This window comes from Kitasatospora sp. CM 4170, from assembly GCF_032110285.1.
Classification (GTDB): Bacteria; Actinomycetota; Actinomycetes; order Streptomycetales; family Streptomycetaceae; genus Kitasatospora; species Kitasatospora aburaviensis.
Genome location: NZ_CP134877.1, coordinates 1,391,915 through 1,417,063 on the forward strand (window position 1 = coordinate 1,391,915; position 25,149 = coordinate 1,417,063).

The window sequence follows — 25,149 nt, forward strand, 5'->3', positions numbered from 1 at the left end:
TGGGCCCAGGGACCGCCTCGTCCATCGCGTGACCGGCCCCGTCACCCGGACCACTCGGGGAAGAGCAGGAACCGGTCGAGCCGGTCCAGGCGAACCGACTCCCCCGTCCCGATCATCCGCACGATCTCCCCCAGAAGCCGTTCCTGGTCGAGGCCGAGCAAGGAGGTGGGCAAGGGGGCCGACCACGCTGTGCCACCCGGACCGCGGCCGCGCCAGCGACGCCGCCCGCCAGACCCCGGACCACTCCCGCTGCCACCCCGCGTGCCCGAACATCAGCCGCACCGACACCCAGATCGCCGGCCTGCGCTGCGAGATCGGCTGGATAGACGCCGACGCCGAGGCGGGACTCGACCCCTACCCGATCGCCGCGCGGGAGCAGCAACGCAAGGCCCGCCTCATCGAGATCGTCCGCCGCCACCAGGGCGCCACCGACCGCACCACGTCAGGAACCGACGATGACAACGACAGCTGACCCGGCCACCGAGCCCGGCCCCGGCGAACAGCGGGCCGCCGACCTCGCCCGGATCGTCGGCCAGGCCCTGGCCTACCGACCCGCCGAGGACCGGACCCCGGCAGACGCTGCCGAGGTCCAGGCCATCACCGACGCGGTGATCCGGCTCCTGATCGGCGCGCCCCTGCGCTCCGACGGGAAACTCATCATCGTCGCGCTCGCCGCCGAGGCGGGACTTCGGCGCAACAAGCTCACCCACAAGCACACCGGCCTGAAAGACCTGTTCCACGCCCTGGTCAAGTCCGTGCAGGCGATCCCCGGCCGGAACGGCGACGCGGACCAGGCCCGGCGCCGCAAGCAGGATGAGGACCTGGCCCGCGTCCGCGCCGAACGCGACGAACTGCGCGTCCTGACCCAGCAGCTCGCTCGCGTCGTCCACGTCCTGGAGCTCGAGAAGCACGCCCTGGAGGAGGCGAACAGCGCCCTCGAGCAGGACCTGGCCGCCCGCGGCGGCGTCACCGACCTGGCCACCCACCGACACGGCCGCCGCCGGTGAAACGGTCCGTGCCCGGCATCGAGGGCGGCCACGGCCGGTCAGCGGCCGCAGGCGCAGCCCGCGGCCGCCTTCGCTTCGGCCGGCGTCTGGCCGCTGGCACACTGCTCGGCTGGGCGGCCCCCGGACTCGGGCCGGACTTGGAACACGTGATCGCCCCGGTACTCGGGGCGCTGCCACCGCGGTGGTGATGAACTTCGTGGTGGTGCCACTGGTCGCAATGCTCGCCTTGCTCCCCGACGACCAGTCTGTGCGCCTCGGCGTGCTGCTGGTGCGTTCATGTCGAGAAGTTCAGTTCATTCCATGTCCAAGGGGGTGAATTTTGACCGTCCGCTTCTCTGCCGTATCCCCAGCCCCCATGGCTCCAATTCGCTTCAAATGCGGAAGTGTGCATATCTCCGAAACTGCCCGCATCTGCGGTTCGACGATAGAGCCGTTCTGAGTCCGCAGCGGGCAGTTTCCAGCACAGTTCATAGACCTGGTACGGGTCGTACGCTTCGGCGTGCGCGGCCGCTCGGGCAGACAGCGTCTGCTTCGCTTGCTGTCCCCCCGCTTCATCGAGGCTTGAGAGCAATCTGCCGATGGCGTCAGGGGAGCTCAATCCGACTTGCTCGACCAGGCGCCGACCCAGCAGCGTTCGCACTGCGTCGCTCTGCCCAGCCTCCGTCAGCTGCGACAACAGGTCGCCGACGCGATAGGCCTCCGTGAGGGGTGCGTGCTCGGCGGCCCGAGTGGCTAGCACCTGCACCGCCTTCTGCTTCCCTGCCTTCGTCATCTCCGACAATAGATCGACGACGCCGTACAGGTCCTGCAGGTCCGTGTGTGTGGCCGCCCGGGCGGTCAGCGTCTGCACCGCCTCCTCCGCCCACGCCTCGTCGGCCCACTTCTCTCTCAGAGCCCGCAGCAGTTGGGCGATGCCTCCTGAGGTGGTCCGCTCGACATGGGCGGAGGCCCGGGCGGCCAGCGCCTCCAAGGCCTCCTTCATGCCTGCGTCCTTCAGAATAACCACCAGACTTTCCGTGTCAGTGCTGAGGTCGGCATGGGTGGCGGCCCGGGCGGCCAACTTCGCCGAGGCCGCAGCGGCCCACGACTCCTTCATCCCCACCTTCATCAACTCATCCAGCAGATGAGCGACGTCTTCGGGATCGGACGGGTCGGCCTGCTCAGCAGCCAGGATGGCTAGCCTTCGCGCCCCTTCTTGCTCTCCTGTTTTCATCAATGCCGACAGCAGGGCAGCGATGCTGGCTAGGGAGGTCTGCTCGATGTGGGCGAAGGCCCGGGCGGCCAGCGTCTCCATGACTGCCTTTGCTTGAGATTGGCTCAGCAAATCCAGCACCTCCCCGAACAGCCAAATGTTGAGGTTCGCGCCCTCGACTACCCGGGCAACAAAGGTCTCCAATGCTGCCAGCGATTCTGATCCCCGCATGCGCGACAGCAGGCTTCTGACCTCGGATAGATCACTGACGTCGAGCTGCATGCTGGCGCGGAGAACTAGCCTCTGCTCAGTCTCTTTCGCTCCTGCCTGCCTCATTGCATACAACAGGGAGCTTGGACATTTCTTGCTGACATCAATGCGCGATGCCGCCCGAGCGGATAGCCTTTTTACCGCTTCCTTCGCTCCAGCCATATTGAGCGCATACAACAAGGGCTCAACCCCATACGGACCTGGGTCGTCTAGGTCGACATGCTCGGCCGGCTGCCGATCCAGTAAGGCCTGCAAAGCCTCGCTCGCGCCCGCTCGCATTAGCGCGTCTATCAGCGTGGCGACACCGTAGGCCGAGGCAAGGTCTGCGTGGTCGGCGGGTTGCCGGTCAAGCAATGCTCGCTTTGCCTCGTCGGGCCCGTAATAGTTCACCTGGGTGAGCAAGTCAGCCACCCCGGACGAGTAAGTGATATCGATCTTGTCCACTACCCAGGCTGATGCCTGCAGTTCAGGGTCAAGGGGGCCACTGCGAAGGAGGCGGATGAGATTGCATGCGGCATCAGGATTCCCTGCCAACACTGCCCTGCGAAAGAGCCTGACGGCAGTTTTGAGCAGACCACGTTTACGGGCGGCTTCGGCTAGACGCTCCAGATCGGCCGGGTCTGACGTGTGCTTGGTCAGGGCGTTCCAGAGGGATGGCGGGCCAAGTTGGTCGTAACGGACGACGGGGGTGTGTTGCTCGAGGTAGTCGGCTGGTTCGTAGGACGGTGGGGTGCCGGACTGGGTGCTGCGTGTTGTCAGGGCGGTGAGACAGCGGCGTATGTCCGTGCGGTCTTCATGATCATCTCTGCGGTATCCGTGTGTCAGATCACGGAGCGTGCTTGCGGCCCAATCGGGTTCGCTCAGACGCTGGCGGGGAGACAGGTACCCGTCGGCAGCGTCAGCAAGCAGTGCCGCAGGGATCGGCTGGTGGTGGCCGAGGCGGCGGGCGTCCAACGCGGCGGTGATAACTGCGTGTTCAACGGGAGTAAAGGTGGTCTGTGTGTGGTCCACAGGTCCGAGGGGGCTCCGCTCGCGGTAGGCGGTCAAAAGTTCCGGCCCGCCGCTCAGAAGATAGGCGGCGAGAAGTTCCGGACCGCCGCTGAGATGCTGGATCACCCGCCCGTCGACCTTGCCAGCATCGAGGGCCTCGATCACCCGCTTGTCCGACTGCTCCACTGCCAAAGTTCGGAGTGCCTTGCTCTCCGCAGGGGTCAGCTGATCGCGGACGTCCAGTCGCATGGTGTGGCGGTGGTGGAGCAGATCCTGGATCGGCCCACCGTCGGGACTGAGGCTTTTGGCCGCAAGGTTCTTGAAGTGCGGGGTACGCCACATTGCGCCGACGATCACGATGCCCGCTGACTCAGTGAGCTGCCGGGCCAACCGCTTGGCGATGGCGGAACCCGCTGCGCCCAGGAGGTAGCGCTGTGTCTCGTTGAGCCACAGCACCGTTCCCTGAACGACCGCGCCGTCATCCAGAAGCTGCTGAAGTTCCTCGGCATCGGCAGGATGCAGTAGCACGTGATCGGGTGCCAACCCCAGTACGGCCTCATACAAGGCACGTGTCTTTCCCGTGGCGGATTCGCCGAGAAGCAAGGCGAATAGCGACGTGCCAGCGCGCACAGCAGTGGCGAGTTGTTCACGCAGCCGGTGATCGTGCTCACGCACCAGATAGGGGGTAAGTACTTCATGCTCCGGATCGACAGCCGTGGAACCACGAGGATCGGTGGACTGAGCAGCCCGGTGCACGCCGAGGTCCAAGGGGTCGGCATCGCGTAGCGTCACCAGATAGCTGCTGTCAGTGGCATCTCGTAGCAGCCTGCGGAGGGTGTTGAAGGTCCGCTGCTCCTGCAGGATGGTGGAGTGATCGCCAGGCAGGGCCCGAGCGCCGGGGAAAGCGTCCTTGGCGGAGGCCACGGGGACGATTCCGTCACTCTCGCCGGCGTAGACCGAGAAGGGGATGGGGCAACTGCCGGGCGTGATCGCTCGCGCGTTGACGATGTTGGCCAGGACGAGGTTCTTTGTGTTAGCGACAAGCTCATTGAAGGGCTGCAGTTCCAGGTCCTGCGGGTTTCGTAGGGGCAGGGCCTTGCGCAGGGCCAGTACCAAACTGGAGCCGGTGTTGGGGCAGGCGAGCAGGACGATCCGGCGGATACGTCTGAGGTCGTGGCCACGCTGCTGACCAAGCATGTGCGTGAGGAAGCGCTGGATGACCAGGCCGCCCATGCTGTGTCCGACCAGGACAAGCCGTTGGAAGTCTTCGGCTTCGGTGTCCAGGTATTCCGCGAGGCTGTCTGCCACGGTGTCAATCGAAGGAAGCACCTGTAGCAGCGAATTCTTCAGGTTCCAGGGCTTCTTGCCGAGCAGGCCGGTCTTGTATTGGAACGGCGGATCGGGCTCGAGGTTGGCCAAGTCCTCTGTCTGGGCCAGCGACTCCCGCACTGCATCCCAGGTCTCGGCCGAAGAGGCAATCCCGTGGACGAACACTACGCCCAGTCTGCGACGTCTGGCTACCATGCGCTGACCCCTGAGTCTGGCCGACTGCTTTGTCCGCCGGCGCTGATGAACCGATGCGTAGGGGAGCGTCGCCGCAAGGAGTTCCAGGTGCGCTCACGCTCATCGTTTTGAGAAGCCATGGGCACCCGACGGCCGGAGCCCAGCAGGCTGAAGGCCCGGTCAGAGGCGTTGACGGCGCGTCGCGGCAACACTGCCCGGCTGACGAATATCAATCAATCACCTATTCGGAAGAGTGGGTGATCCGTTCCAGGTTTGGCAAGGCACTAGACTCCTTCTTCACGCTACTCTCCATGCTCGGCGCATGTCCGACCTCGGTCTTTCGCAGCAGTCTAAAGTGCGGTAACTGAGCGTCACCAATTTCGTCTCGACCGCGCAGAAGCGGGCATCGAACCCACTTCCCGCTGAGGTGGCGCCACGAGTGCCGTCGGTTATGCCAGTGCTGGCACCACTCCGAGGCCGTGGGGATCTCGGTGAAGCCGTCGAAGGGCAACGTGTCTTGGACGGTTCTCATCGGCCGAGGACCCCTCGTCCTGGTAGCGTCATCCGCCAAGCGGCAACACGTGGCAACTGTCCGCAGAATCCGTGAGTACCGGCATGCCGCATGACCTGAACGGACCAGGTTTACGGCACCCACAGGGCCTCTACCAGGAGTCTGTCGGGGTCCCGTCTGGCTCAAGGCCGTAGGTGAGCAGGTGACGCGCTTGTGCCGACTGGGCTGTCGTGAGGGCCTGAACTGCGAGTATGCGCATAGCCGTACTGTCTCCCGCGTCGGCGGCCTGATGAGCGAGGCGCTCAGCGCGGGCCCGGTTGGCAGAGTTGTCGGAGGCGTCTTCGACCCACATCAAGGCTGCCGAGGTAAGGGCCTCGGTGATACCGGCGGCGTGGGCCTTGCGGTAGTAGCCCTCGGCCGATTGGAGGTCGCCTTGCCGGCGGTGGTGCAGGGCGAGTTCGAACAGGGCGTCCGCATGATCCTGGGAGGCGAGCATTCTGGAGAGGTGTAGTGCGCCCTCGGCGTCGCCCAGTTGTTCCCGCATCTGAGCGAGGAGCCAGTCGGCGTCATCCGAACGCGCGGAGTGTGCGGTGGCTTGCCGAAGCAGCTGTTCGGCGTGCGCCCAGTCGCCGGCCTCCGCGGCCTTGTGGGCGAGAACTTCCAAGGCGACGGTTTCGCCGGCCTCGACTGCCTCGTGCAAGGTCTGTTCGGCACGTGCCGAGTCCCCTCGGTCTGCGATCAGGCCGGCCAACGACAGGTAGGCGTGGGTGTCGCCGGCGGCAATGGCCCGTCGGTAGTACTGCTCGGCCGCCGCCCAGTTCTGGGCTTCCTTGGCTTCCCGAGCGAGGCTCCGGAGCGCCTCTGCATCACCGGCGTCGGCAGCCAGTTGCACCAGTTCCCGGGCTTTGTCGCTCTCGCCGTTGTCCTGGTGCCATTTGGACAGCAACTGCCAGGCGTGCTTGTCCCCGGCGTTCCGTGCCTGTTCGTACAGGCGCTTGGCTTCATGTCGATCGCCTGTGTGACCAGCGACAAGGCGCATGGCGTCGGTGCTGCCGAGCGTGGCGGCGAGTCGGAACCATGAGTCGGCGAGTTGTAGTCGACCGCTCAGCAGGATCATCATGCCCGTCTCGTGGATGGCCTTGGCGGGATCGCCGGCCAACGCCAGCCGCCCGTACAGGTGTGCGGCGGTGCGTAGCCGTAGGCGGTCTCGCGCTGCGGCTGCCAGTGCTTCCAGGTCCTCTGACCGCGTGCAGTGCTCGATTGCCGCTGCCCAGAACGAGGCGGGCGGGCACCAGCAGTTCCGCGTCTCGCGGCCGTGTTGTTCAAGGTAGTCAGCCAGCCGGTAGTGCTTCTGCGAGTGGGGGGCTGCACCGGGGCGGGTACGGATGAAGGTCAGCACGCCGTCGGCGCCACGAAGCGATTCGGTGGCGTAGGCGAGCGCCTGCTCCTTCCAGTTCTCGTCGACCTGGTTCCATTCTGAGTCCGTCATGTAGTCCGGGGCAGCCTCCATCAGGAGGGAGAGTGGCAGATCGCGCCCGTGGCCGAGCCGTCGCGCGTCCATCGCTGCCTCGATCACGGCTCTCGTCGCCGGGGCTGCGTGTTCGTAGCGCTGTACCAGGAGCGGCCCTGCAGCCAGGTACTGGGTGATCCGCCCTCCTGAGTGCCGCAGGGCCTCGGCAAGCCGCCCGTCGCACTGGGACAGCTCCGCCGCCCGCCGCAGCTCCTCGTCACTGAACCTGTCGGAGACGCTGATACACCGTCCGGCAAGCAGTTCCCGTACCTGGGCGTGATGGTCTGCGTCTGGAGACGTCACGTGGGCGGTCAACCGTCGGTGGTGGTCCTTCCACAACGTGCCCAAGACCAGCACTGGCCCGTTGCCGCCCGCCAGGAGCCGTCGAAGCTCTTCGCCTACCCGTTCGCCGCGGTCTCCGTCCAGGTAGAGCTGGGACTCGTTCAGCCACAGCACCGTGTAGGGATCCAGACCGTTGGTGCCGAGCACGCTGAGGAGCCGCTCGGCGGACAGCGGCTGCCACAAACGCCATCGGGAGGCCGGCCGCAGATGCCTCAGTGCCTCGTGGAGTGCCCGGGTCTTCCCACAGCTGGAGTCCGCAACCAGCACCTTCATGACGCTGCGGGCCTGAGCCTGCTCAATGGCAAGCTCCAGCTCTTCGTCGTGGCGCCGACGAACGTAGAGCGGAAGCACGGACGCATGCTCGGCCCCCGTGGCAATGCTCCGTTGAACACCCAGGTGCTCGATCGCAAATGTCTCGGTGACCTTGTGAAGCGGCACAAAGTCCGCATCACCCGCAATCCGGCAGCGGCCTTGGACCTGCACGACCGTCAGCTGATGGATGGAACCGGCTTGGACAACGTTGCCGACGACTCTGGAGGTCTCGACCCTGTTCTGAACGGTGCTATCCCCCATGGCGGCCCCATTGGCAGAACGGACGGCTCCAGGTTCAGGAGAACCCGGTGGGCGGTACTCATGCCCATCACGCGGTTCGCGCCCGCCAAGCCCTCCCACTGAATCCCCCTTGCCGGTCACCGCCCCGCCCCGCTAGCTGCTACAGCAGCCCGAAGTCGACTACTCGGCTGACCACCCCAGTCTGCCCGCCGCCCCTCCCAAGCGGTATGCCCCGACCAATCCAGCGGCAGCCCTGCCTGGCGTGGCGGCCTCGGGTCCACAACGATCCCTGATCACCTGACCTACGCCGAGCTGCCGGCGTAGTCCAGCTTCGTTACTCGTGCTTCGAGTTCGGCGGGTAGATACCAGCCTTCGATGGTGGGTGTCATGTAGAGGCGGGCCTTGAGACCGAGGAGAAGCTGGCGGCGGTGTTCCTGGTCGGCCTGTGCCCAGGCGTCGGCGAAGGTCTGGCCGGTCTCGACTTCCACCCAGGCGGAGGGGCGTTGGGGGAGGGCGGCGAGGCGGCGGCGTTCGTCGACGAGGACTTCGAGGGCTTCGGAGTACTCCTCGTCGCCACCGGGGTAGTCGAAGAGATTGCGTCGTTTCTCCTCGCGGAGATCCTTCATGGCCTGGGTGACGTGGTTGAGCTGCTCGGTGTGGTCCTCGCCGGGGATGAACCTGCGCACCGTCATCGCCAGTTTGGCCAGGCGCGCCACCAGCGCGGCGATCGCGGCGGCGACGCGCTCGCCCTTGACGGACTGGCCCTTGCAGGCCGGCTTGCCGGCCGTTTTCGCGCAGCGGTAGTACTCGTAGATCTTGCCGTTCTTGGCGAGGTTCACCTGCCGGTAGAACCGGTCCCCGCAGCGGTCGCAGTGCGCAACACCGAGCCAGGGCGAGGCGCCGTTGGAGCGCTCCTTGGTGACCGATCGCTCGTCCATCGCGGCCTGGATCGAAGCCCACACCTCCTCCGTGAACAGCGGCGCGGCCATCCGGATCGGCAGGCCCTTCGCGTCCCGCGCGATCTTGCGCGCCTTCACGGAGCGGCCGGTCAGCTTCAGGCCCATCGTCGCCGGCGAGCGCAGGATCTTCCCCACGCTGGTCGGGTTCCAGTGCTTCGACGGCGGCGTCTTGCGCTTGCTCGTGTAGGTGTCGCCCTGGTTCTTGTACGCGTGCATCGACGGCGTGTCGAAACCGGCAACCTCCAGGGCCATGGCGATCATCCACTGGCTCTGCCCCTCCAGGAGCAACATGCCCATGTACCGGACCGCCTCGGACGTGACCGGATCTGGCTCCAGCGTTCGCCCGCCACCGGGGCGGTCGACGATCCGGTACCCGTACGGCGGCTGCCCACCCGCCCAGCGGTCCGTCTTCCGCAGGTGCTTGTGCGCGGCAGTGACCCGGGCCTTGATCCGCTTGAGCTCCATCTCCGCGAAGATCGACGCCAGCATCAGGAAGGTCTTGGCCAGCTCGTTCCCGAACGACGACTCGCGGCCCTCCCGGTAGTCCAAGGTGATGCCGTCATCCGTGAACACCAGGACCTTGCGGTTCTCCTCCGCCCAGTGCGCCACGTCCGCGCAGTCCTTGGCGGAGCGGAACGCCCGGTCGACCTTGGCCCACACCATCGCGTCCCACTCGCCCTGGCGCTCGGTGAGCCACGGCCCCAGGTCAGGACGATCCCACGGCGTGATCTGGGCAGAGACGTCCAGGTCCTCGAAAGACCCGACGATCTCCCACTCCTTCGAGAGCGCGTGCCGGGTCGCCGACTCCGCCTGCACCAGGTGCGAGACCTTGCCCTCATCCCCGTGCGTGTCCGACACACGCGAACCCACCACCGCCCGAACCGGCGCCAAAGCTGTCATGCTGCTGCCCATAGGAGGCCCCCTACCGCCCAGGCCAGCGGGCACCCTCGAACAGGCTGCACTCGAACGGGTGGACCTTTTTCGAAAAGGTGTCGTTCCGCTGGAGGATTGATTATCTGATGGCCAGTCAGGGAATTGCGGCCAGGTGCGTCGAGGCGTACGTCGAGCGTCCTGCCTCCCACGCCGAACGCTGGTCCGACCACGCCCCCGTCACGGCAGTCTTCGACTCTCGCCAACTCCTTTAACACTGACGGAAGATGAAGCGGCGCGGTGAGGCCACCTCGGTCATTGCCACCGCTTCTCGGCGGAGAACCAGGGCGTTCAGCCGCCCATCGATGCACCGCGCACCACACCGCGGAGGTCGCGCCGTTTGCACTGGAGAGGCCAGACGCCGGTCGAGGAAACGACTCGATTTGTAAAAAGTCGGATGGGCCGACCTCGGTCCAGGTCGCCGACCATGGCAAGGGCTATGGTGCGTGGTCGTGGACGCTTCTGATCTTGACTACCGAGCCCGGGCACGGACGGGCTGCATCCCGCCGGAGCTTGTCGCGCGGCTTCTCGAGCTCGGCTACATCGAGGAGGTGGAGCGCCAGGCAGGCTGCGGGGAGTGGTTCTGCGCCGCGGAGTGGGCAAGAGTACTCGGCGGGCAGGACCGGCAGGCCGAAGCGCTCGAGGTGCTCGCCCCGTACCTGGCCACGGGCTGGTGGATAGCAGCCGAGGGCACGGCCAGGCTGCTGGAGGAATGGGGACGCAGCGAGGAGGCGATCGCCCTCCACCGCGCACACTTGACCTTGGCCCGCTCGTCCGCGGAGACCGGGGGCGGGTTGGCGCTCGCGTCGTTCGCGCGGCTTCTCGCCCGGCACGGCCGGGCTGATGAGGCATTCGACCTGCTGCAAGCCCACATCGACGACTGGTCCCTCGCCAAGGCACTGGTCGACGTCGCGCAGGGCGCCGGCCGCGACGAGGAGGCCGCCGGACTGCTGACTGCCCGGATCCCGGCCGGGCACGAGTGCGACTCCCCCTGGTGCTGCCGCGGCCTGGAGCCCCAGCTGGCCATCGGGCTGCTCGCCACCGTCCGCGAACGCCAGGGCCGGGTTGAAGAAGCGATCGCCCTGCTGTCCACCCGCCAGCTCACCTCGTTCAACGGCCGTGACCAGCTCGCCGACCTGCTCGCCCGGCACAACCGGATCGACGAGCTGCGCGCGTACGCGGACACCGAACCTCTCGCGCACGCCGCGCAGTGCCTCGCTGAGCTGCTCGAGGAGCGCGGCGACGTCGACGGCGCGATCACCGTCTACCGGCAGGCCGGCGAAGCATCCGTTCGCCGCGGCAACGTGGCCGTGGAACTCGCACGCCTCCTGGCGCGGCACGACCGCTACGACGAGGCGATCGAGGTGATGCGCACGCTGGCCGACGCCCCAGGCGGCGCGGAGGACTGGATCGTCGACGTGCTGTGCACGCTTTACGCCGACCAAGGCCGCCCGCAGGACGCCGTGGCCTGGCTCGACGACCTCAAGGCCCGTCGTGGCAAGGAGGAGTGGGACCTGTTCTGGATCAGGCTGCCACTGATGGCCGCCTGCGGGTGGGTCGACGAGGCCGTCGAGCTGACCCTGGCCCACCCCGAGGGCACCACCTCGTACGCGGCGGAGCACCTCGCCAGGCTGCTGGCCGGCGCCGGACGCGCCGAGGACGCCGTCACCGCCCTCAAGCAACACGCCCCCGCCAACGCCAGCACCCTGGCCGGCTACCTCATCGACCTCGGCCGCATCGATGACGCCCTGGCCCTCCTACAGCACACAAGCCCACCACCGCCCGCCGTACCGACGCCACACCTGTGGCTGGACGAGCCACCGTTCTGAACTCCTGCCCGGTATAGGCCCAAGGGCGTTAGCCTGTCCTGCCTGCGCGAGGCGGATCGGCCGCGGGCACGCTCAGGTGAAGCCGGCCAGGGCGATCCTGTGACATGGCGACGCGGTGCCGACGTTCCGGCCGTGCGACGAAGGCGCCGGAGTTCCACGCCGGCACACCTGAGAACGTACGTAGGGTCGTGGCCGTGATGGATGCTGAGGCCAAGGAAGGCGTGGCCGTCGGCTCGGGATAGATCGTCACTGTTCGGCGGTGTCCGGGATCTCCGCGTCGCGCACGCCTCCTACTACCGTAACCACCAACAAGTCCCTCAGTGCGCGGGCGAGAAGGGGTTCGTGTGCGGGGTTGCCGTCCACCGGCTCCGACCAATTTACAGCGCCTCCTCGGCGGCGTCCAAGGCCTCCGTGTACCGCCCCTTCTGCGACAACCGGAGAGCGAGATCACTTCGTCCAGGTAGTGGCGGACCTGCACGACCGCGCCCGGTGCTACGTTGTGCTGACGTCGCCCCGTCCCACCACTTGCGATGTCGAGGAGAGCCTTGCCGAGCCGGAACGACATGCAGCTCAGTCAGGTCCACGGATGACCGAGACCGATCGCCTTCGTGCAAGTCGGGACGGCGACCAGTTCCACTATCACTGGGGCGCCCGTCAGGCGCTCAAACTGTTGTCGCCCGACTCGGACCTGACGGCGATCGTCGTCGAGGGCGTTTCGCCGGATGACACCGCGGGCGACGACGGCGAGGATGTCATCGACATCGCCGAGTACTACGGCGCGGGCGGTCTTGCGGATGCCAGCCGCGTGGTATACCGACAGCTCAAGCACTCGACTGTCCAGGCGGACAAGGATTGGACGGTTTCGGGGCTCTCCAAGACCGTGAAGGGGTTCGCCGAGAAGTTCCGCCGCATCAGGTCCGAGCTCCCCGGGGCCGAGCAGAAAGTGTCGTTCGAGTTCCTCTCCAATCGGCCGGTGAGCATCTCGGTCCTGAAGGCGATCGAGGCCCTAGCTTCGAAGAGCGCAGCGCAGGAACACAAGAACGAGATTAAGTTCCTCAAGCAGTACGCGGCGTTCGACGACGATCCGGATGGCGAAGCGCTGTTCTTCGGTCGTTTCGAGGTCGATTCCAGCGCTCCGGGCCTGCTACGCATCGAGGGTCTCTTCAGACTGGATCTCGCGGGCTTCCTCCCCGGCGCTCCTGACGTCGAGCACGTCTTGCTCAAGGAGATGGTCGCCAGGCGTGCCACGTCCCTCGAATCTGATCCCGTCATCACCAGACTTACGGTCCTGACCTCGCTAAGGACCGCGCCGGATCTCCTCCTCCCCGCGCCGAACCTCATCGACCGTCCCGACTCCGTGATCGTCACCGCGCAGACCCGCGAGATCGTCGACGAAGCCATGGCGTTCGCCGGGCGGCCCGTGATCGTGCACGCAGCTGGCGGCGTCGGGAAGTCAGTCTTCGCCACGCAGGTCGAAAGACACCTTCCAGAGCACTCTGTCACCCTTGTCTATGACTGCTTCGGCAACGGCGGATACCGGCGTGCCAGCGCGCCGCGGCACCAGCACCAGCAAGGTCTGGTGCAGCTGTCGAACGAGCTGGCCTCACACGCTCTTTGCGACCCTCTGATTCCCTCGGCCACGGCCCAGCCCGCCGACTACGCCAAGGCATTTCTAGCTCGGGTCCGGGCCGCATCGGAGAGCCTGTCAGCCACGGCCCCACAGGCGCTGCTGGCCGTGATTGTGGATGCCGCTGACAACGCGGCGCTCTTCGCCGGGGACTGCGACGAACGCACCTTTGTCAGCGACTTGCTGCGCGAACCCCTGCCCAGCAACGTGCGTCTGATGATGCTCTGCCGGACGGAGCGCATCGACCTACTCGATCCACCGCCCCTGGCACACCGGATCGAGCTCATAGGCTTCGGTACCGAGGAGACCAAGCAGTTCCTCGTGTCGGTGTTCGGCGTCGTCACCGACCAGCAGGCGTCGGAGTTTCACCGTCTGACTGGCGGGAACCCCCGGGTGCAAGCCCTCGCGCTCGACTCGGCCAGGGACATCGAGAGCTGCCTCGCCTCCCTCCGCGGGGTGCTACAGACCGACAGTACCTTGCTCGACGGGCTGCTGCAGGGACTGGTGGACAAGTGCAAGGACGCCCACCACTCCGCGAATGAGATCGACCGGTTGTGCGAGGCGCTCGCCGCGCTTCGGCCGCGGATTCCCGTCCGCGTTTTGGTAGAACTGTGCTCGGTACCGCCTGCCCTGATCCACAGCTTCGTGGCGGATCTCGGACGGCCGCTGCTCGTGGACGGCGACACCCTGCAGTTCCGCGACGAACCGACCGAAACCTGGTTCCGGACCAAATGCCGCCCAACCGGCAAAGCCCTGACTGACTTCCTCGACCGGCTAACCCCGCTCGCCGCCACGGAACCGTATGTGGCAGCTTCCCTGCCCCAGTTGCTCTGGGAGGCGAATCAGGTCGACACCCTCGTCGATCTGGCGTTGAACGACGGCGCCCTACCCCGGGGCAATGACCTGGAAGAGCAAGAGATCGCTCAGCAACGCGCCCAATTCGCGCTCAAGGCGACCCTCCGCGCAGGGCGGGACTACAGCGCAGCACGGCTCGCGCTCAAGGCCGCCGGCCTGGCCGCAGGTCACTCCCGCCGGCTTCAATTGTTGCGCCGGAACACCGATCTGGCCGGGCAGTTCCTCGATGCGCGAACCATCGAGGACATGGTTGCCACACGTAGTCTTGCAGGAGACTGGCCTGGATCAAACCTCCATTACGAAGGGACGCTGCTCTCCGCAGCGGAGGGGCGGACCGACTTTGCCCGCAGCAGACTGCGCAGCGCTGCCGACTGGATCCGCGCCTGGGTGCGGCAGCCTCGGGACGACCACCAAGATCACGGGGTCGGCGCCGCGGACATCGCCGAAATCGCTTTCGGCCTGCTGAACACCGACGGGGTGAAGGCCTGCATCGACCACCTCTCCCGGTGGCGACCCAAGCATCTTGCGTTCGACACGGGACTGATCATCGCAACCCGGCTCGCCGACGCCGGCCGCATCGACGAACTTGAGGAGCTCGGTCGAGCGGCGACACGGGTGAAGTACCTGCGATTCGCGGTCGCCGTGGCCGCCTGGAACGCCAATCTCGTCTGTCGAAGGCCGCTCGCGCAGCGTTTGGTCAGGGTACTGAGGAGGCAGCGGAGACCGATCTCCTTCCACAACCGATACGGGCAGGAGAACCTCGGACTCCAGGCGGTCGCATGGATCGTCGCCATGGGGCTTCGCCATGGCGTTCTGCCCGACAGCGAAGCAGAACGAATCCTCATGCTGAACCTCCCCAAGGACCTGGGACGGGCAGCAGGAAGCCGATATGGCCACGGCACGGAGACCCTGCTCTGCGGGTACTCCTTGCTGGCCAGAGTTCGGCAGCAACCGTTCGACCTGGAGGGAATCACCAGCCCCGACGTCATCGAGGCGCGTCGCCAACCTCACGTTCACTCCCGTGAACTGATGGATCATCAGCAAAGCGTGGTGCCCCTGGCCGGGCTGGCCGGCCTCTGGGTCGACTGCCTGGTCGGCACCGCCGAGGACACGGACGCCCGGTTCCGGGAGCTCGCGGTGACCAGGCTCAAGAGCTACTCCGACTACGAGACCCCCCACCTGCTTATCCGAGGTGCCTCACGCTTCGGGGCCCGGATCCTCACCTTCGGTTCCTCGGAGGAATCTCGGCAACTGCTCTTGAACTGGTACTCGGAGGCGGAACGTCACATCAGTGTCACAAGCCTCATCGACGTGGTGCGGACAGCGGCCGGCATCACTGAGCTGGCACACATCACGGTGAGCGTGGCGGAGCTGGCCGCGAAGGCAGTCGACGCCTCTCACGAGAGCGCGGAGAATAAAGCCGAGCAGATGGTCGAACTGGCCAGGGCCGTCTATCGGTTCGACCCAAGCGAGGCCCAGGCATACTTCACTCACGCCATCGATCTGACGGATCGCGTGGGGGACGACGTCCACGCGGTGTGGAAATCACTCGTCGCTCTCACACGAGCTGCCTCCTCAGAGACCGAGGACGACGATGTACGCGCCTACCGCGTCGCGCAAGTCGTTGAGGGTCTCGACCCCTTCGTCGGAGATGCCGCTGACCCCTCCGAGGCGCTCTCGGCAATCAGCCGCCTTAGTGGACGATCGGCAACAGCCACGGCCTCTCGCTGGCGAGACCGCCGGTTCTGTTCCGAGCTGCCGTTCATGCGAGCGGTCACCGCAGAGGACAACAGTCCGCTCACAGCCACCGTACAGCTGGGGCTGCTGCCCTTCGGCGGCCACAGCGTCAACCCCCTTCAGCTCGTCGAACGAGCGTTCCGCCATGCGCCCGCCCACGGCCAAGCCACTGCCCAGGCAGCCGGGGAGTTCCTCCGACCTGAGCGATTTCGCACCGAGTCCTTTGACCGCCTCGATCAGACTGCCAATGAGCTCGGCATCAAGCTCGACGGGACACCTCTTGCTCCTGCCGCACGTCACTTCGTGATCCCCACGACCGCCATGAACAGTTCGCGAGACTGGTACATGGAGGACGAGGCCCGAGTCACACACAGACAGCAGGCGGAGGAAGCCCTAACGACGTGCGACCTCACCACCGCCGAGGGCTGGGAAGCGGCCCGCGTGTTGGTCCGCGACTCCAAGGCCCTGCTGAGATGGGAGAGTGTCGTCGACCGAGCGGTTCGCGTCCCGCTCCCCAGGCTCGACAACATGGTGGCCGCCTTTGAAAGCAACCCCCACTTCTCCATCTTCGACCATGCAGCGATGGTCAAGAAGCTCGCCGAACAGCCGATTCTCCCTCAGGCGGTCCGCAGGCGAATCGGCCGTCTCGGCCGAACGGCGGCCGCGAGGTTCTGCCGAGAACTCACGACCCGGAGCTATGACACCCTAGACCTAAAAGTGGTCGCCGAACTTGCCGGTACTCCAAACGAAGACCTGCTGGGAGCAGCCCTTAAGGAACTCGGATCGCATCAGGTCCCGCTATCCTCCGAGGAGTGCTACGCTCTGGCGGGGCGGTTGGCACAGCGACTTCCACACCCCCAGGCAGCGGTCCTTCTCGATGACCTCACCACCATGCTCGCCGACGTCGCACCCACAGACTCCGGCGATGGCGAGTTTGCCAGGCTCCCTGCCATCCCATCGAGAATCGGCGAATGCGTGGCCGGCTACGTGTGGACCGCCCTCGGCGATCCCGCACCTGGCATGCGCTGGCAGGCATCCCACTGCGTAAGGCTCCTCGCGGCCTTCGGCTGCGTCGAGGAACTCGACGCCCTGCACCGCTTCGCCCTTGGGGTTCTCGACGTGTCCCCGTTCAGGCACACCCGTCTTCCCTTCTACGACCTGCACGCGCGGCAGTGGCTCCTCTTCGCGCTGGCACGCGCAGCCGAGGAACCCGGCGCATTTCACCAGATCTCGCTCTTCGCGCCTCTGTTGAAGAAGGTCGTCTTCGACGATGTTCCCCACGTCGTCATGCGGGAGAGTGCCAGGACCACCCTGATCTCGTTGGCGTCCTCCGGCGCCGTTCAACTGACGTCGGACGAGCTCCTCACCTGCCGTTCCGTCAATGTGCCGGCGGAGATCATTCGCCACTCCTGGCAGGACCGGGCGGCTCGGCGGCAGAAGGTTCTCGCATCGGAGGACGCCCGCGCAGGTACACACGAGGCCTCCGCTCTCCCCAGCGCTGAGCCCGTCCGGTTCCGCTTCTTCCTGGACTTCACCGACTACTGGTGCCGACCGCTTGCAGAAGCATTCGGGATGACGGAGGAACAAGTCGAAAGGCTCGCCGACCACGTCCTCATCGATCGACTGAAGCCTCACTACTGCGACGAGGACCCTCGCCACACATTGAGACTCTATCCACGGGACTCAAGCTTCGCCCATAAATCGGAATGGCCACAGGAAGAGGACCTGCATTTCTACCTGTCCACTCATGCACTGTGGGCTGCGGCCGGCGAACTGGTCACAAAGTACCCAGTCCTCCAAGATGACGATTCACCCGCCGACCGATTCTCGGAATGGCTCGGTAGGTTCCTCATCAGTCGCAAGGATGGCCGATGGCTTTCCGACCGACGCGACCCCGCGCCGAGAAGCATCTTCACCGGGCCAGACCACGCCCCCGACCGGGAGTGGGTCTGGCGTCTCAACAGCCAGTACTTCAGTCAACGGCTCCTTGCGAACAGCGGCTGGATCACTGTATGGGAAAGGTCGGATGACACCACCGACCGAGCGGCCCAGAACGTCTCCATCCGAAGCGCTCTGGCCAACTCTGACAACGCCCGGGCGCTGGTCCTCGCGCTGCAGACAGCCCCTTCCCACTGGGACTTCTGTCTCCCTGACGCCACAGACGAGGAGGACCAGTTCTCAACCGACGGCTTCGAGCTGAGCGGTTGGATCGTGGACCAGTACACGAGAGAAGGCCAAGACGGCAGGGATCCAGTAGCCGCCGCCGTCGGATTCCCTCCTGCTCACCCTGCCGATGAGTTCGTGTCGATGCTCGGACTCGTTCCTGACGCCGACATGCGCATCTGGGTGTGTTCCGATAGGCCTGCCCTTCGCAGCACTGTCTGGAGTGACGGCACGCAGACCGGTCGGCGCGTCGGCATAACACAACAGGGCCAGCGACTTGAGATCCAGCGCGAGGCCCTCCTCGCTCTACTCGCCGGGACCGGTCGAAGTCTGATCGTCGAGGTGGCGATCGACCGCACTCATGACGACCACAAGCCTTCCTACTCCAGCATGCGGGACAATGACGATGACGAACGCCTCCCCTTCCTCGAGCGGTCCTTCAAGATTTACCTCTTCGATGCATCCGGAGGATGCAGCGAGCTTTGAGAAGACGCTCGCACTCGGCAAGGAGATCGCGGAGAGCCTGCCGAGCAACGATGTCCTCGGCCGCTGGATGGCACATCACATCGGCGATCTGATCGTCCGCGCCCAGGCTGCGGATGAGTCGCAAGTCCAAAGCGTCCGACGCGAAACGGCAAGCACCATTCTTGACCTTTGGAGCCATCGGGCGTCCCTGAATACCCAGGACCCGCCGATGACCTCCTTCGGGCCCGTGTTCAGAGCCTTGGAACGCTTGAGCGAGAAGCAGGCTCCCTGGCACTTCTACGGAACGTTCAGGTCAGGTCACCAGCCCGACGCTTCCGACATGGGCATGGCCCCATTGCTCCAGCACGCCCTGGAGCTGGAAGATATCGTCCGCGGTGTCGTGAGGGACGTCGTGGTCCTTGCCGCTGAAGAGGCAGCCAGCAAGGAAGCAAAGTGGCTCGAGCTTTCTGAGCACCTCGACGAGGACGACCAGCACCGCGCCCTTCAAGAGGTCTTCCGGCTGATGCACGAGGGAGATCATGAGACTGACCTTCAGGCCCCTCACAGTGGCCAGATCGGAGACCTGGCGGCCAAAAGCGCGGAGGTTGGCGCCTCGCTTCGGAAAGCCGAAGCGCGTATTGCCCGCATCCGCCTCGCGCTTGAGGAACATCCTTCGCCAGACAGCTGACCTGGTATCCAGCCTGTCAGCATCGACGGAGGGGAAACGCCGCCGGACCGCCAACGTCGAACGCCTCGACCCGCACTCCTCGTATTCCGTGATCAACACCGGGCGGTCGCCGAGGGTCCCCATTCTTACTCCGAACGCTTCCTGGGTGCCCTTTTACCCGTACTGATGGCCACATCTCTCCTATTGACCCGAAACGGTAAGGTTCCGGGCTCGCTGATCCGGGTGTGACGGATCTGGTTGGGGACGCTCGGCGGCTGTCGCCGGACGCGCAGGAGGCCCTGCGGATGCGGGCCGTGGCGGCGATTCAGGTGGGACGGGACCGGCGCGATGTGGCCGAACTCCTGGGCGTGAGTGCGGAGTCGGTCGCCGACTGGTGGGCGGCGTGGCAGGCCGGCGGTCGTGAGGCTCTGGTCTCCGGCCGACGCGGACGACGGCCGGGCGAGCAGCAGGTCCTGGACCCGGACGAACAGCAGGGCGTCCGGCAGGCGGTGCTCGACCACCAGCCCGAAGACCTGGGCCTGGGCGGTCAGTTGTGGACGCGTGCTGCAGTCGGTGACCTGATCGCCATGCTCTACCGGGTGCGGCTGACCGAGCAGGGCGTGGGCAAGTACCTGAAACGGTGGGGCCTGTCCTTCCAACGCCCGGACAAGCGGGCGATCGAGCAGGATCCGGAATCAGTGCGCGTGTGGCGTGAGGAGACCTGGCCGGCTATCCGCGCGCGAGCCGCCGAAGAGGGCGCCGAGATCCTCTTCGCCGACCAGGTCGGTGTCCGCTCGGACCAGGTCTCGGGACGCACCTGGGCTGTCCGAGGCGGCACACCGACCATCAGGCGGACCGGCAACCGGTTCTCGGTGAACGCGATGTCGGCCATCAGCACCCGCGGGAAGATGTGGTTCACGGTCTACCGCGGATCGTTCACCACCAAGGTGTTCCTCGACTTCCTCCGGCGACTGGTTGGGCAGTTCGACCGGAAGATCCACCTGGTCGTCGACCGGCACTCCGTCCACCGCAGCAAGGGGGTCCGCGAGTGGCTGGCCGAGCACGAGAGCCGGATCGTCCTGCACCTGCTGCCCGCCTACGCGCCGGAGACCAACCCGGACGACCTCGTCAACGCCGACCTCAAGCGGACGCGACTGCCAGCCTGCCGAGCCCGAAACGCCGGAGAGCTTGCTGGCGAGGTACGCCGCTTCTTCCGCCGCCGCCAGAAGCAACCCCACATCGTGCGGGGCTACTTCCGCGCCCCGCACGTCCGGTACATCCTCGACGCGCCGGAACATTAGCGTTTCGGGTCAATAGGCGAGGCGGGGGTGTCGGCAAGGGTCTGGCCGTCCTCACCGTCGCTCCTCAGCAGGGTCACCGAGCCCGCTGACCCTGCCTACGCGGTTACCCACTACGAGCTGGTCATCTGCTGCATCGTGGGCGCCCGGCACGACGAACGGCAGATGCGCCCCCGGCGCCACCGCTGGCCGGGGCGCGCCCGGCGACGGCGAGTGGGCACGTGGCACTACATCAGTGAGTGCTCGACTGGGCGCCCAGGCAGGCGTTGCCTCAGCGACACAGCTTGCTGCTCGACAGACCCATGCCCGATAGACAGTCCGCCGAGCCGGTCAGGTCCGACCGGTCCATGCAGCCAGTGCCGGCCACGTGGGCGTGGGGAAGGTTCCGACACTACCCTCCTCGCCGACGTGTGCTCGAGCGAACTTCAGGGCCGCGCTGGGGCTCGGAGCGCTCTTGGATCGCTGGAGCCCATCAAATTGGAGAATGTGCATGGATCCCGATGATTCGGCGACGGTGGAGACCATCAGCGGAGTCAAAGAGATCGGTTCGGCGTCCTTGTGGAGAAGCAGGACGGAGCCGTTGACCGGCGGATTCTTGGCGGACACCGTATTTGGACTGGGCTTCCCGGTTCCGCGGAAGGTCAGGACGTCGACGGCGTAACTCTCCCCGTCATAGGTCATGGCCGTGGCGACGGCGATCTCGCCGACGCCGGACGAGACGGCCCGGTGCGCGAAGCGGCGCAGCAGCGTGTCGAGGCGGTCCAGGTCTGCTCGGCGTGCGGTCGTGCTGCCGTGGGCGAGTTGGTTCCGGATGGTGACGAATTCCTGGATGGCCTGCCGGCCTTGGGAGTCTGGTGCGAGGCAGGCGAAGAGACGCTGGAAGCTGCCGCTCGGGGCGGGGCTGTTGGCGAGTGCGGTGCACAGGGTCAGCCACGTTCCCATGCTCGGGGCGGCGAGGCGGTCGAGGGTGATCCCAGGTAGGGCGAACGGTGGTGTGCTGGCCAATCCGATCAATGCGGCGAGGCGGAGTACTGCCTCGAGGGTGTGGAGTCCTTCGGTCAGCTGCTTGTCGGGGTCGGTTGTCCGGAGGTAGCGGGCAAGGCGGGAAGCGACGGGGGTGGGGAGTTGCTCGCTGCCAGCGGACAGAGCCTGCTGATGGTGTTGGGCGAGGATGGTGATGGTTCGGTCGAGGAGTTCCTTATCTGTGTCGGCTTTGTCGATCCAGTCGGTGGCTCCTAGGCGCATGGCCTGGATGACCTGCTGCTTTGCTCCTTCACCGGAGAGGACGAGGGTTGGAGTTCGGGAGCCGCTGGCCTGGAGCTGCTGCAGGAGCCAGACACCGCCCCATTCGTCCGGGGGCATCTTCATATCGAGGAGGACGAGGTCAAAGGAGTTGCTGGCGAGGGCCTGGAGCGCTGCTTGGCCGTCCGTGACGAAATGCAGGCGTGCTTTGGCCCGGCGGAGTGGACTGCACAGAGTTCTGGCGACGTCTTCTTGGTCGTCTGCTACGAGGATACGGACGTCGGCGAGGGGTTGCGTCACGATGTCTCCGGGGACGGCGCTGGTGCGACGGGAAGGGTAAGGAGCCAGGTGGTGCCGGACGCGGTGGGTGGCGCGGCCAGGTGTCCGCCGGCGCGGGTCAGGAGTGAGCGTGCTCCGAGCAGGCCGAGTCCGTTTCCGCCGGGTTTGGTGCTGCGGATCCGTTCGCCGGAGGTGAGGGCGTTGAGGATGTCGGGGGGTACGCCGGGGCCGGTGTCGGCGATCTCGACGACGGCCTCGTAGTCGTCGGCGGTCCATTCAAGGGTGATCGCGCCTCCGTGAGGCATGGCTTCGATGGCATTGCCGACGAGATTGTCCAAGATGGCGCGGAGCGTTCGTTCTCCGATCGCGATGTGGACGGCGCGGCGGGCGTCCGGTATGGACAGGGAGATCGTTCCGGGTAGTCGGGTGAGGACGGTGGCGGCGTACGTGCGCAAGAACGGCCCGAGCTCGGTGGCCTGTTCGCCGTCGTAGCTGAGCGTGGACGTGGAGGCTTTCAGACGGATGGCCAGGGCCTGTGCCTGGTCGAGGTGCCGGCTGGCGGTCAGCTGGTGCTCGAGTCTGGCCGTTCGGCTGGTGGCCGGCGTCGAGGCCGCCGTTCGCGCGGCGGTGACCTGGTTCTTCAGGTCGTGGAGGAGGTCGGCAACGGAGGCGAGGTATGGCTCGGTGCCGGGTCGCAGCGCAGTGAGGGCGGCTCGGATGATGGGGCCGCGGGCCGATGGGGCGTGGGTGCCAGCGATGGTTGCCTCTATGCCCTGATGCACGAGTGTGATGGTCACAGTCCGGGTTACGCCAGCCCAGAGCTTGCATGTCTGGTCGACGGCTTGCCGTTGGGTGGCGTCGAGGTCGGTGTTGAACCGCAGACGCAGCGGCTGGCTGCTGAGTATCTCGACGGAGGCCGTGCCGGCGGTCTTGAGGAGGGTGCTGGCGAGGGCGTCGAGAACGGCCCGCTCGCGGCCTGTGAGTTCGGCGTCGGGCTTGTCCGGGCTGCCGGTGATGTTGAGGCGTCCGCGGTGCAGCAGTGTCCAGTCGTCGATGAGGTCCGCGAGGGCGGTGTCGGGATCGTCGGTGCCCATGCAGCGGTAGATGTCGCATAGCTGGACTAGTCGTTGGAGGTCATCGCCGGTCAGGGCTTCGGGGTCGTCCAGGCGCTGGATGCGGCTCAAGAGGTTGGAGAGCTCGAGGTCGATGCTGCGGGCCTGGTCATCAGCTCGCTCGGCGTCGCGGGCGGCTCGGAAGGCCCTCTGGAACGAGCTGATTCCGTCCTCGAAGCTCATTGCGCGCGTCATGAGCTGGTCTGCTTCGGTGGCCCACTCGAGGAGGGCTTCGGACGAGGCTGCCCAGTGGAGGCCGAACAGCTGCCCGCTGATCCAGCGGGGCAGAGGGATCGTGCTCCGTGTCAAAGCGGCGGCTTGGTGAGCGAGGATGAAGCGGGCCACCGACTGGTCGCCTTCGGGCGCAGTAGCGAGCATCTTCGCGGGCTGGCGGCCAGCCAGGGCGTCCAGGATATCCAACACGACCTGAGCCGCAGCCTGTCGTGCGACCTTTTTCCCGGAGATGGCCTCACCCTCTCGGGCGCTAACAGCGGCCTGGAGTAGGGAGCTGGTCAGTACGGCGGTGGCACGGTGCTGCTTTCCGTGGTCCGGTCCGTACTCGCGCACGGTGTAGTGGATCTGCAGTTGCATGCCGCTGGCAAGCTTGCCGAGTGCCGTTGTGGTGTCGATTGAGGCTTCGGGGATGAGCGTTGGCCAGAGCGTCCTCCACTCCAGCGGCCACTCCTCAGCAAGGGAGGGCGGGAAGTTCCTGGCGACGAAAACCGCGCCGATCACAGCTTGGAAGGCGTTGGAGCCGACTTCGACCGGAATGCCTTTGGCTGCTTGACCGACCCCGAGTAGGAGCGCCGGTGCAAGGCCGGCCAGGCGGAGGGCAGAGTCATAGACGGTGTTGGGCACCGACGTGCTGAAGAAGGCATCGGGCGGTGAGTGGACCGAGCTGCGGGCTTGCGCGAGAACATATTCGAAGTTGAGGACCTGCGATCCGATGAATCCGAGTGCCTGGTTGTCCTGTTGGTGCAGCGGCATGAGGACCGAGCGCTGTTCGTACTCCCAGGAGGCGTGGACTAGCGCTTGTCCGAGCAAGGGGCGGGAGCCGGGGGGCAGCGCGAACAGGTCCTGAACTCGCCGTACGGCAGAGGCGTGTACTGCATGGCCGGGTATCTCTCCTGGCGTCTCTCGTCGGGATCCGGGGTGGGCAGCGACCTGCAGAGCATGAGGCAGGTGGCGGCTGATGAAGTCCAGCCCAGCGTTGCGGGAGGCTGACTTCTTGCTGCTGCCCTTTCCGAATCCCTGCCGGCCAAGGGTGTCAGTGGCGACCGCCGTGAACACGGCATCATGGTCCGGACCTTCACGGTCGAACTCGTAGGTGGGCGCGCCCTTGCCGAGAAGAACTTGAAGCTTTGTCCTGGGATCGGTGACCGCGTCAGATTGGGTCGCGTCCACTACCAGGCTCTCGAGGAGCCTATCGGCCACGTCCTGCCGGTCTAGCACGCAGAGCACCCCGACTAGCTGGCGGAGCACGGTGGCCGCCACTCCTGGTGGTACGGGCTTACCCACCAGTCCCGCACTCAGCCGGCAGGAGCGCAGCAGCCAGGACTGCTGGACAGCCCAGCCGGGGACCTGCAGGGAAACATTGCTGGCGTGCTTGCTCAGCGCGCCCGCTGTCAACGGGGACGGCAGCTGCTGATATCCGCGGATCGCGGCACGCCGCCAGACGTAGGTCATCCCGAGACCGTGGAGCGTATCCAGCAGACCTCTCGTCACACCGGGAAGCAGATCCGTGTGTTCGTAGAGAAAGGAGGAGTGGGCGAGCCCGACCGCCAGAGAGCGCTTCACCGTCCAGGACGGATCGCGCAACCCGAGGTCGTGAAGGTGGTTAAGGACCGGGGTGAAGTCATACCCGGCGTCCAGTACGGCCTGCTCCAGCACGCCCAGCGACCCCGTGCGAACACTTGCAGGCGTGCCTGCGGCCATCTATCCCCCCACACCTGATCAACTGTCGTAAGACTCCTTGACTCAAGGACCCTAGCCGCGGCATGGATGACGCGTTGGGTGATCACCGAGATCCGTCCCGTGACCTGCACCCGCGGCTGTCGTCGGCAGACTCACGTCACGGGCCAGCCGACGGGATCAGGATCCGCCGGAGCC

General features: G+C 66.1%; 11 protein-coding genes and 1 pseudogene. 6 read left to right on the plus strand and 6 right to left on the minus strand.

Annotated features, from left to right (window positions below; genetic code table 11):
* Positions 1–41: 41 nt before the first annotated feature.
* The gene (locus tag RMN57_RS05900; protein ID WP_313762309.1) at positions 42–173 is read right to left on the minus strand and encodes a hypothetical protein; all 132 of its coding nucleotides are present in this window, start codon (positions 171–173) and stop codon (positions 42–44) included.
* A gap of 282 nt (positions 174–455) precedes the next feature.
* On the opposite strand from RMN57_RS05900, the gene RMN57_RS05905 reads away from it, so the two are divergent.
* A complete protein-coding gene (locus RMN57_RS05905) occupies positions 456–1,007 on the plus strand; it encodes a hypothetical protein (protein WP_313762310.1) in 552 nt (183 codons plus the stop codon).
* Positions 1,008–1,281: 274 nt separating this feature from the next.
* On the opposite strand, the gene RMN57_RS05915 is transcribed toward RMN57_RS05905, so the two are convergent.
* The 3 genes from RMN57_RS05915 to RMN57_RS05925 form a co-directional block, all read right to left on the minus strand.
* Positions 1,282–4,953, minus strand: a complete 3,672-nt coding sequence (locus RMN57_RS05915) for an alpha/beta fold hydrolase (RefSeq protein WP_313762311.1) — start codon at positions 4,951–4,953, stop codon at positions 1,282–1,284.
* A gap of 671 nt (positions 4,954–5,624) precedes the next feature.
* Entirely contained in the window at positions 5,625–7,898 is a 2,274-nt protein-coding gene (locus RMN57_RS05920) for a hypothetical protein (protein WP_313762312.1), read from the minus strand.
* A gap of 281 nt (positions 7,899–8,179) precedes the next feature.
* Positions 8,180–9,748: a recombinase family protein gene (locus tag RMN57_RS05925; RefSeq protein ID WP_313762313.1), complete on the minus strand. Its 1,569-nt coding sequence runs from the start codon at positions 9,746–9,748 to the stop codon at positions 8,180–8,182.
* Positions 9,749–9,837: 89 nt separating this feature from the next.
* Here RMN57_RS05925 and RMN57_RS05930 point away from each other — a divergent pair.
* The 5 genes and pseudogenes from RMN57_RS05930 to RMN57_RS05950 all read left to right on the plus strand — a co-directional run.
* Positions 9,838–9,981 (plus strand): annotated as a pseudogene (locus tag RMN57_RS05930) (exodeoxyribonuclease III); the annotation flags it as partial.
* Between the two features lie 237 nt (positions 9,982–10,218).
* Positions 10,219–11,595 carry a hypothetical protein gene (locus RMN57_RS05935; protein ID WP_313762314.1) on the plus strand — a complete coding sequence of 459 codons (1,377 nt, stop codon included), beginning with the start codon at positions 10,219–10,221 and terminating at the stop codon, positions 11,593–11,595.
* A gap of 586 nt (positions 11,596–12,181) precedes the next feature.
* Entirely contained in the window at positions 12,182–18,463 is a 6,282-nt protein-coding gene (locus RMN57_RS05940; RefSeq protein WP_313762315.1) for a hypothetical protein, read from the plus strand.
* On the plus strand, positions 18,435–19,130 hold the full coding sequence (locus RMN57_RS05945; protein ID WP_313762316.1) for a hypothetical protein: 696 nt from the start codon (positions 18,435–18,437) through the stop codon (positions 19,128–19,130). Before RMN57_RS05940 ends, RMN57_RS05945 begins: the two co-directional genes overlap by 29 nt.
* 284 nt (positions 19,131–19,414) lie before the next feature.
* On the plus strand, positions 19,415–20,410 hold the full coding sequence (locus RMN57_RS05950; RefSeq protein ID WP_313767724.1) for an IS630 family transposase: 996 nt from the start codon (positions 19,415–19,417) through the stop codon (positions 20,408–20,410).
* 327 nt (positions 20,411–20,737) lie between these two features.
* Here the strand turns inward: RMN57_RS05950 and RMN57_RS05955 are convergent, their stop codons facing one another.
* A complete protein-coding gene (locus RMN57_RS05955; RefSeq protein ID WP_313762317.1) occupies positions 20,738–21,949 on the minus strand; it encodes a response regulator in 1,212 nt (403 codons plus the stop codon).
* Entirely contained in the window at positions 21,946–24,975 is a 3,030-nt protein-coding gene (locus tag RMN57_RS05960; protein ID WP_313762318.1) for an ATP-binding protein, read from the minus strand. Before RMN57_RS05960 ends, RMN57_RS05955 begins: the two co-directional genes overlap by 4 nt.
* Between the last annotated feature and the right edge of the window lie 174 nt (positions 24,976–25,149).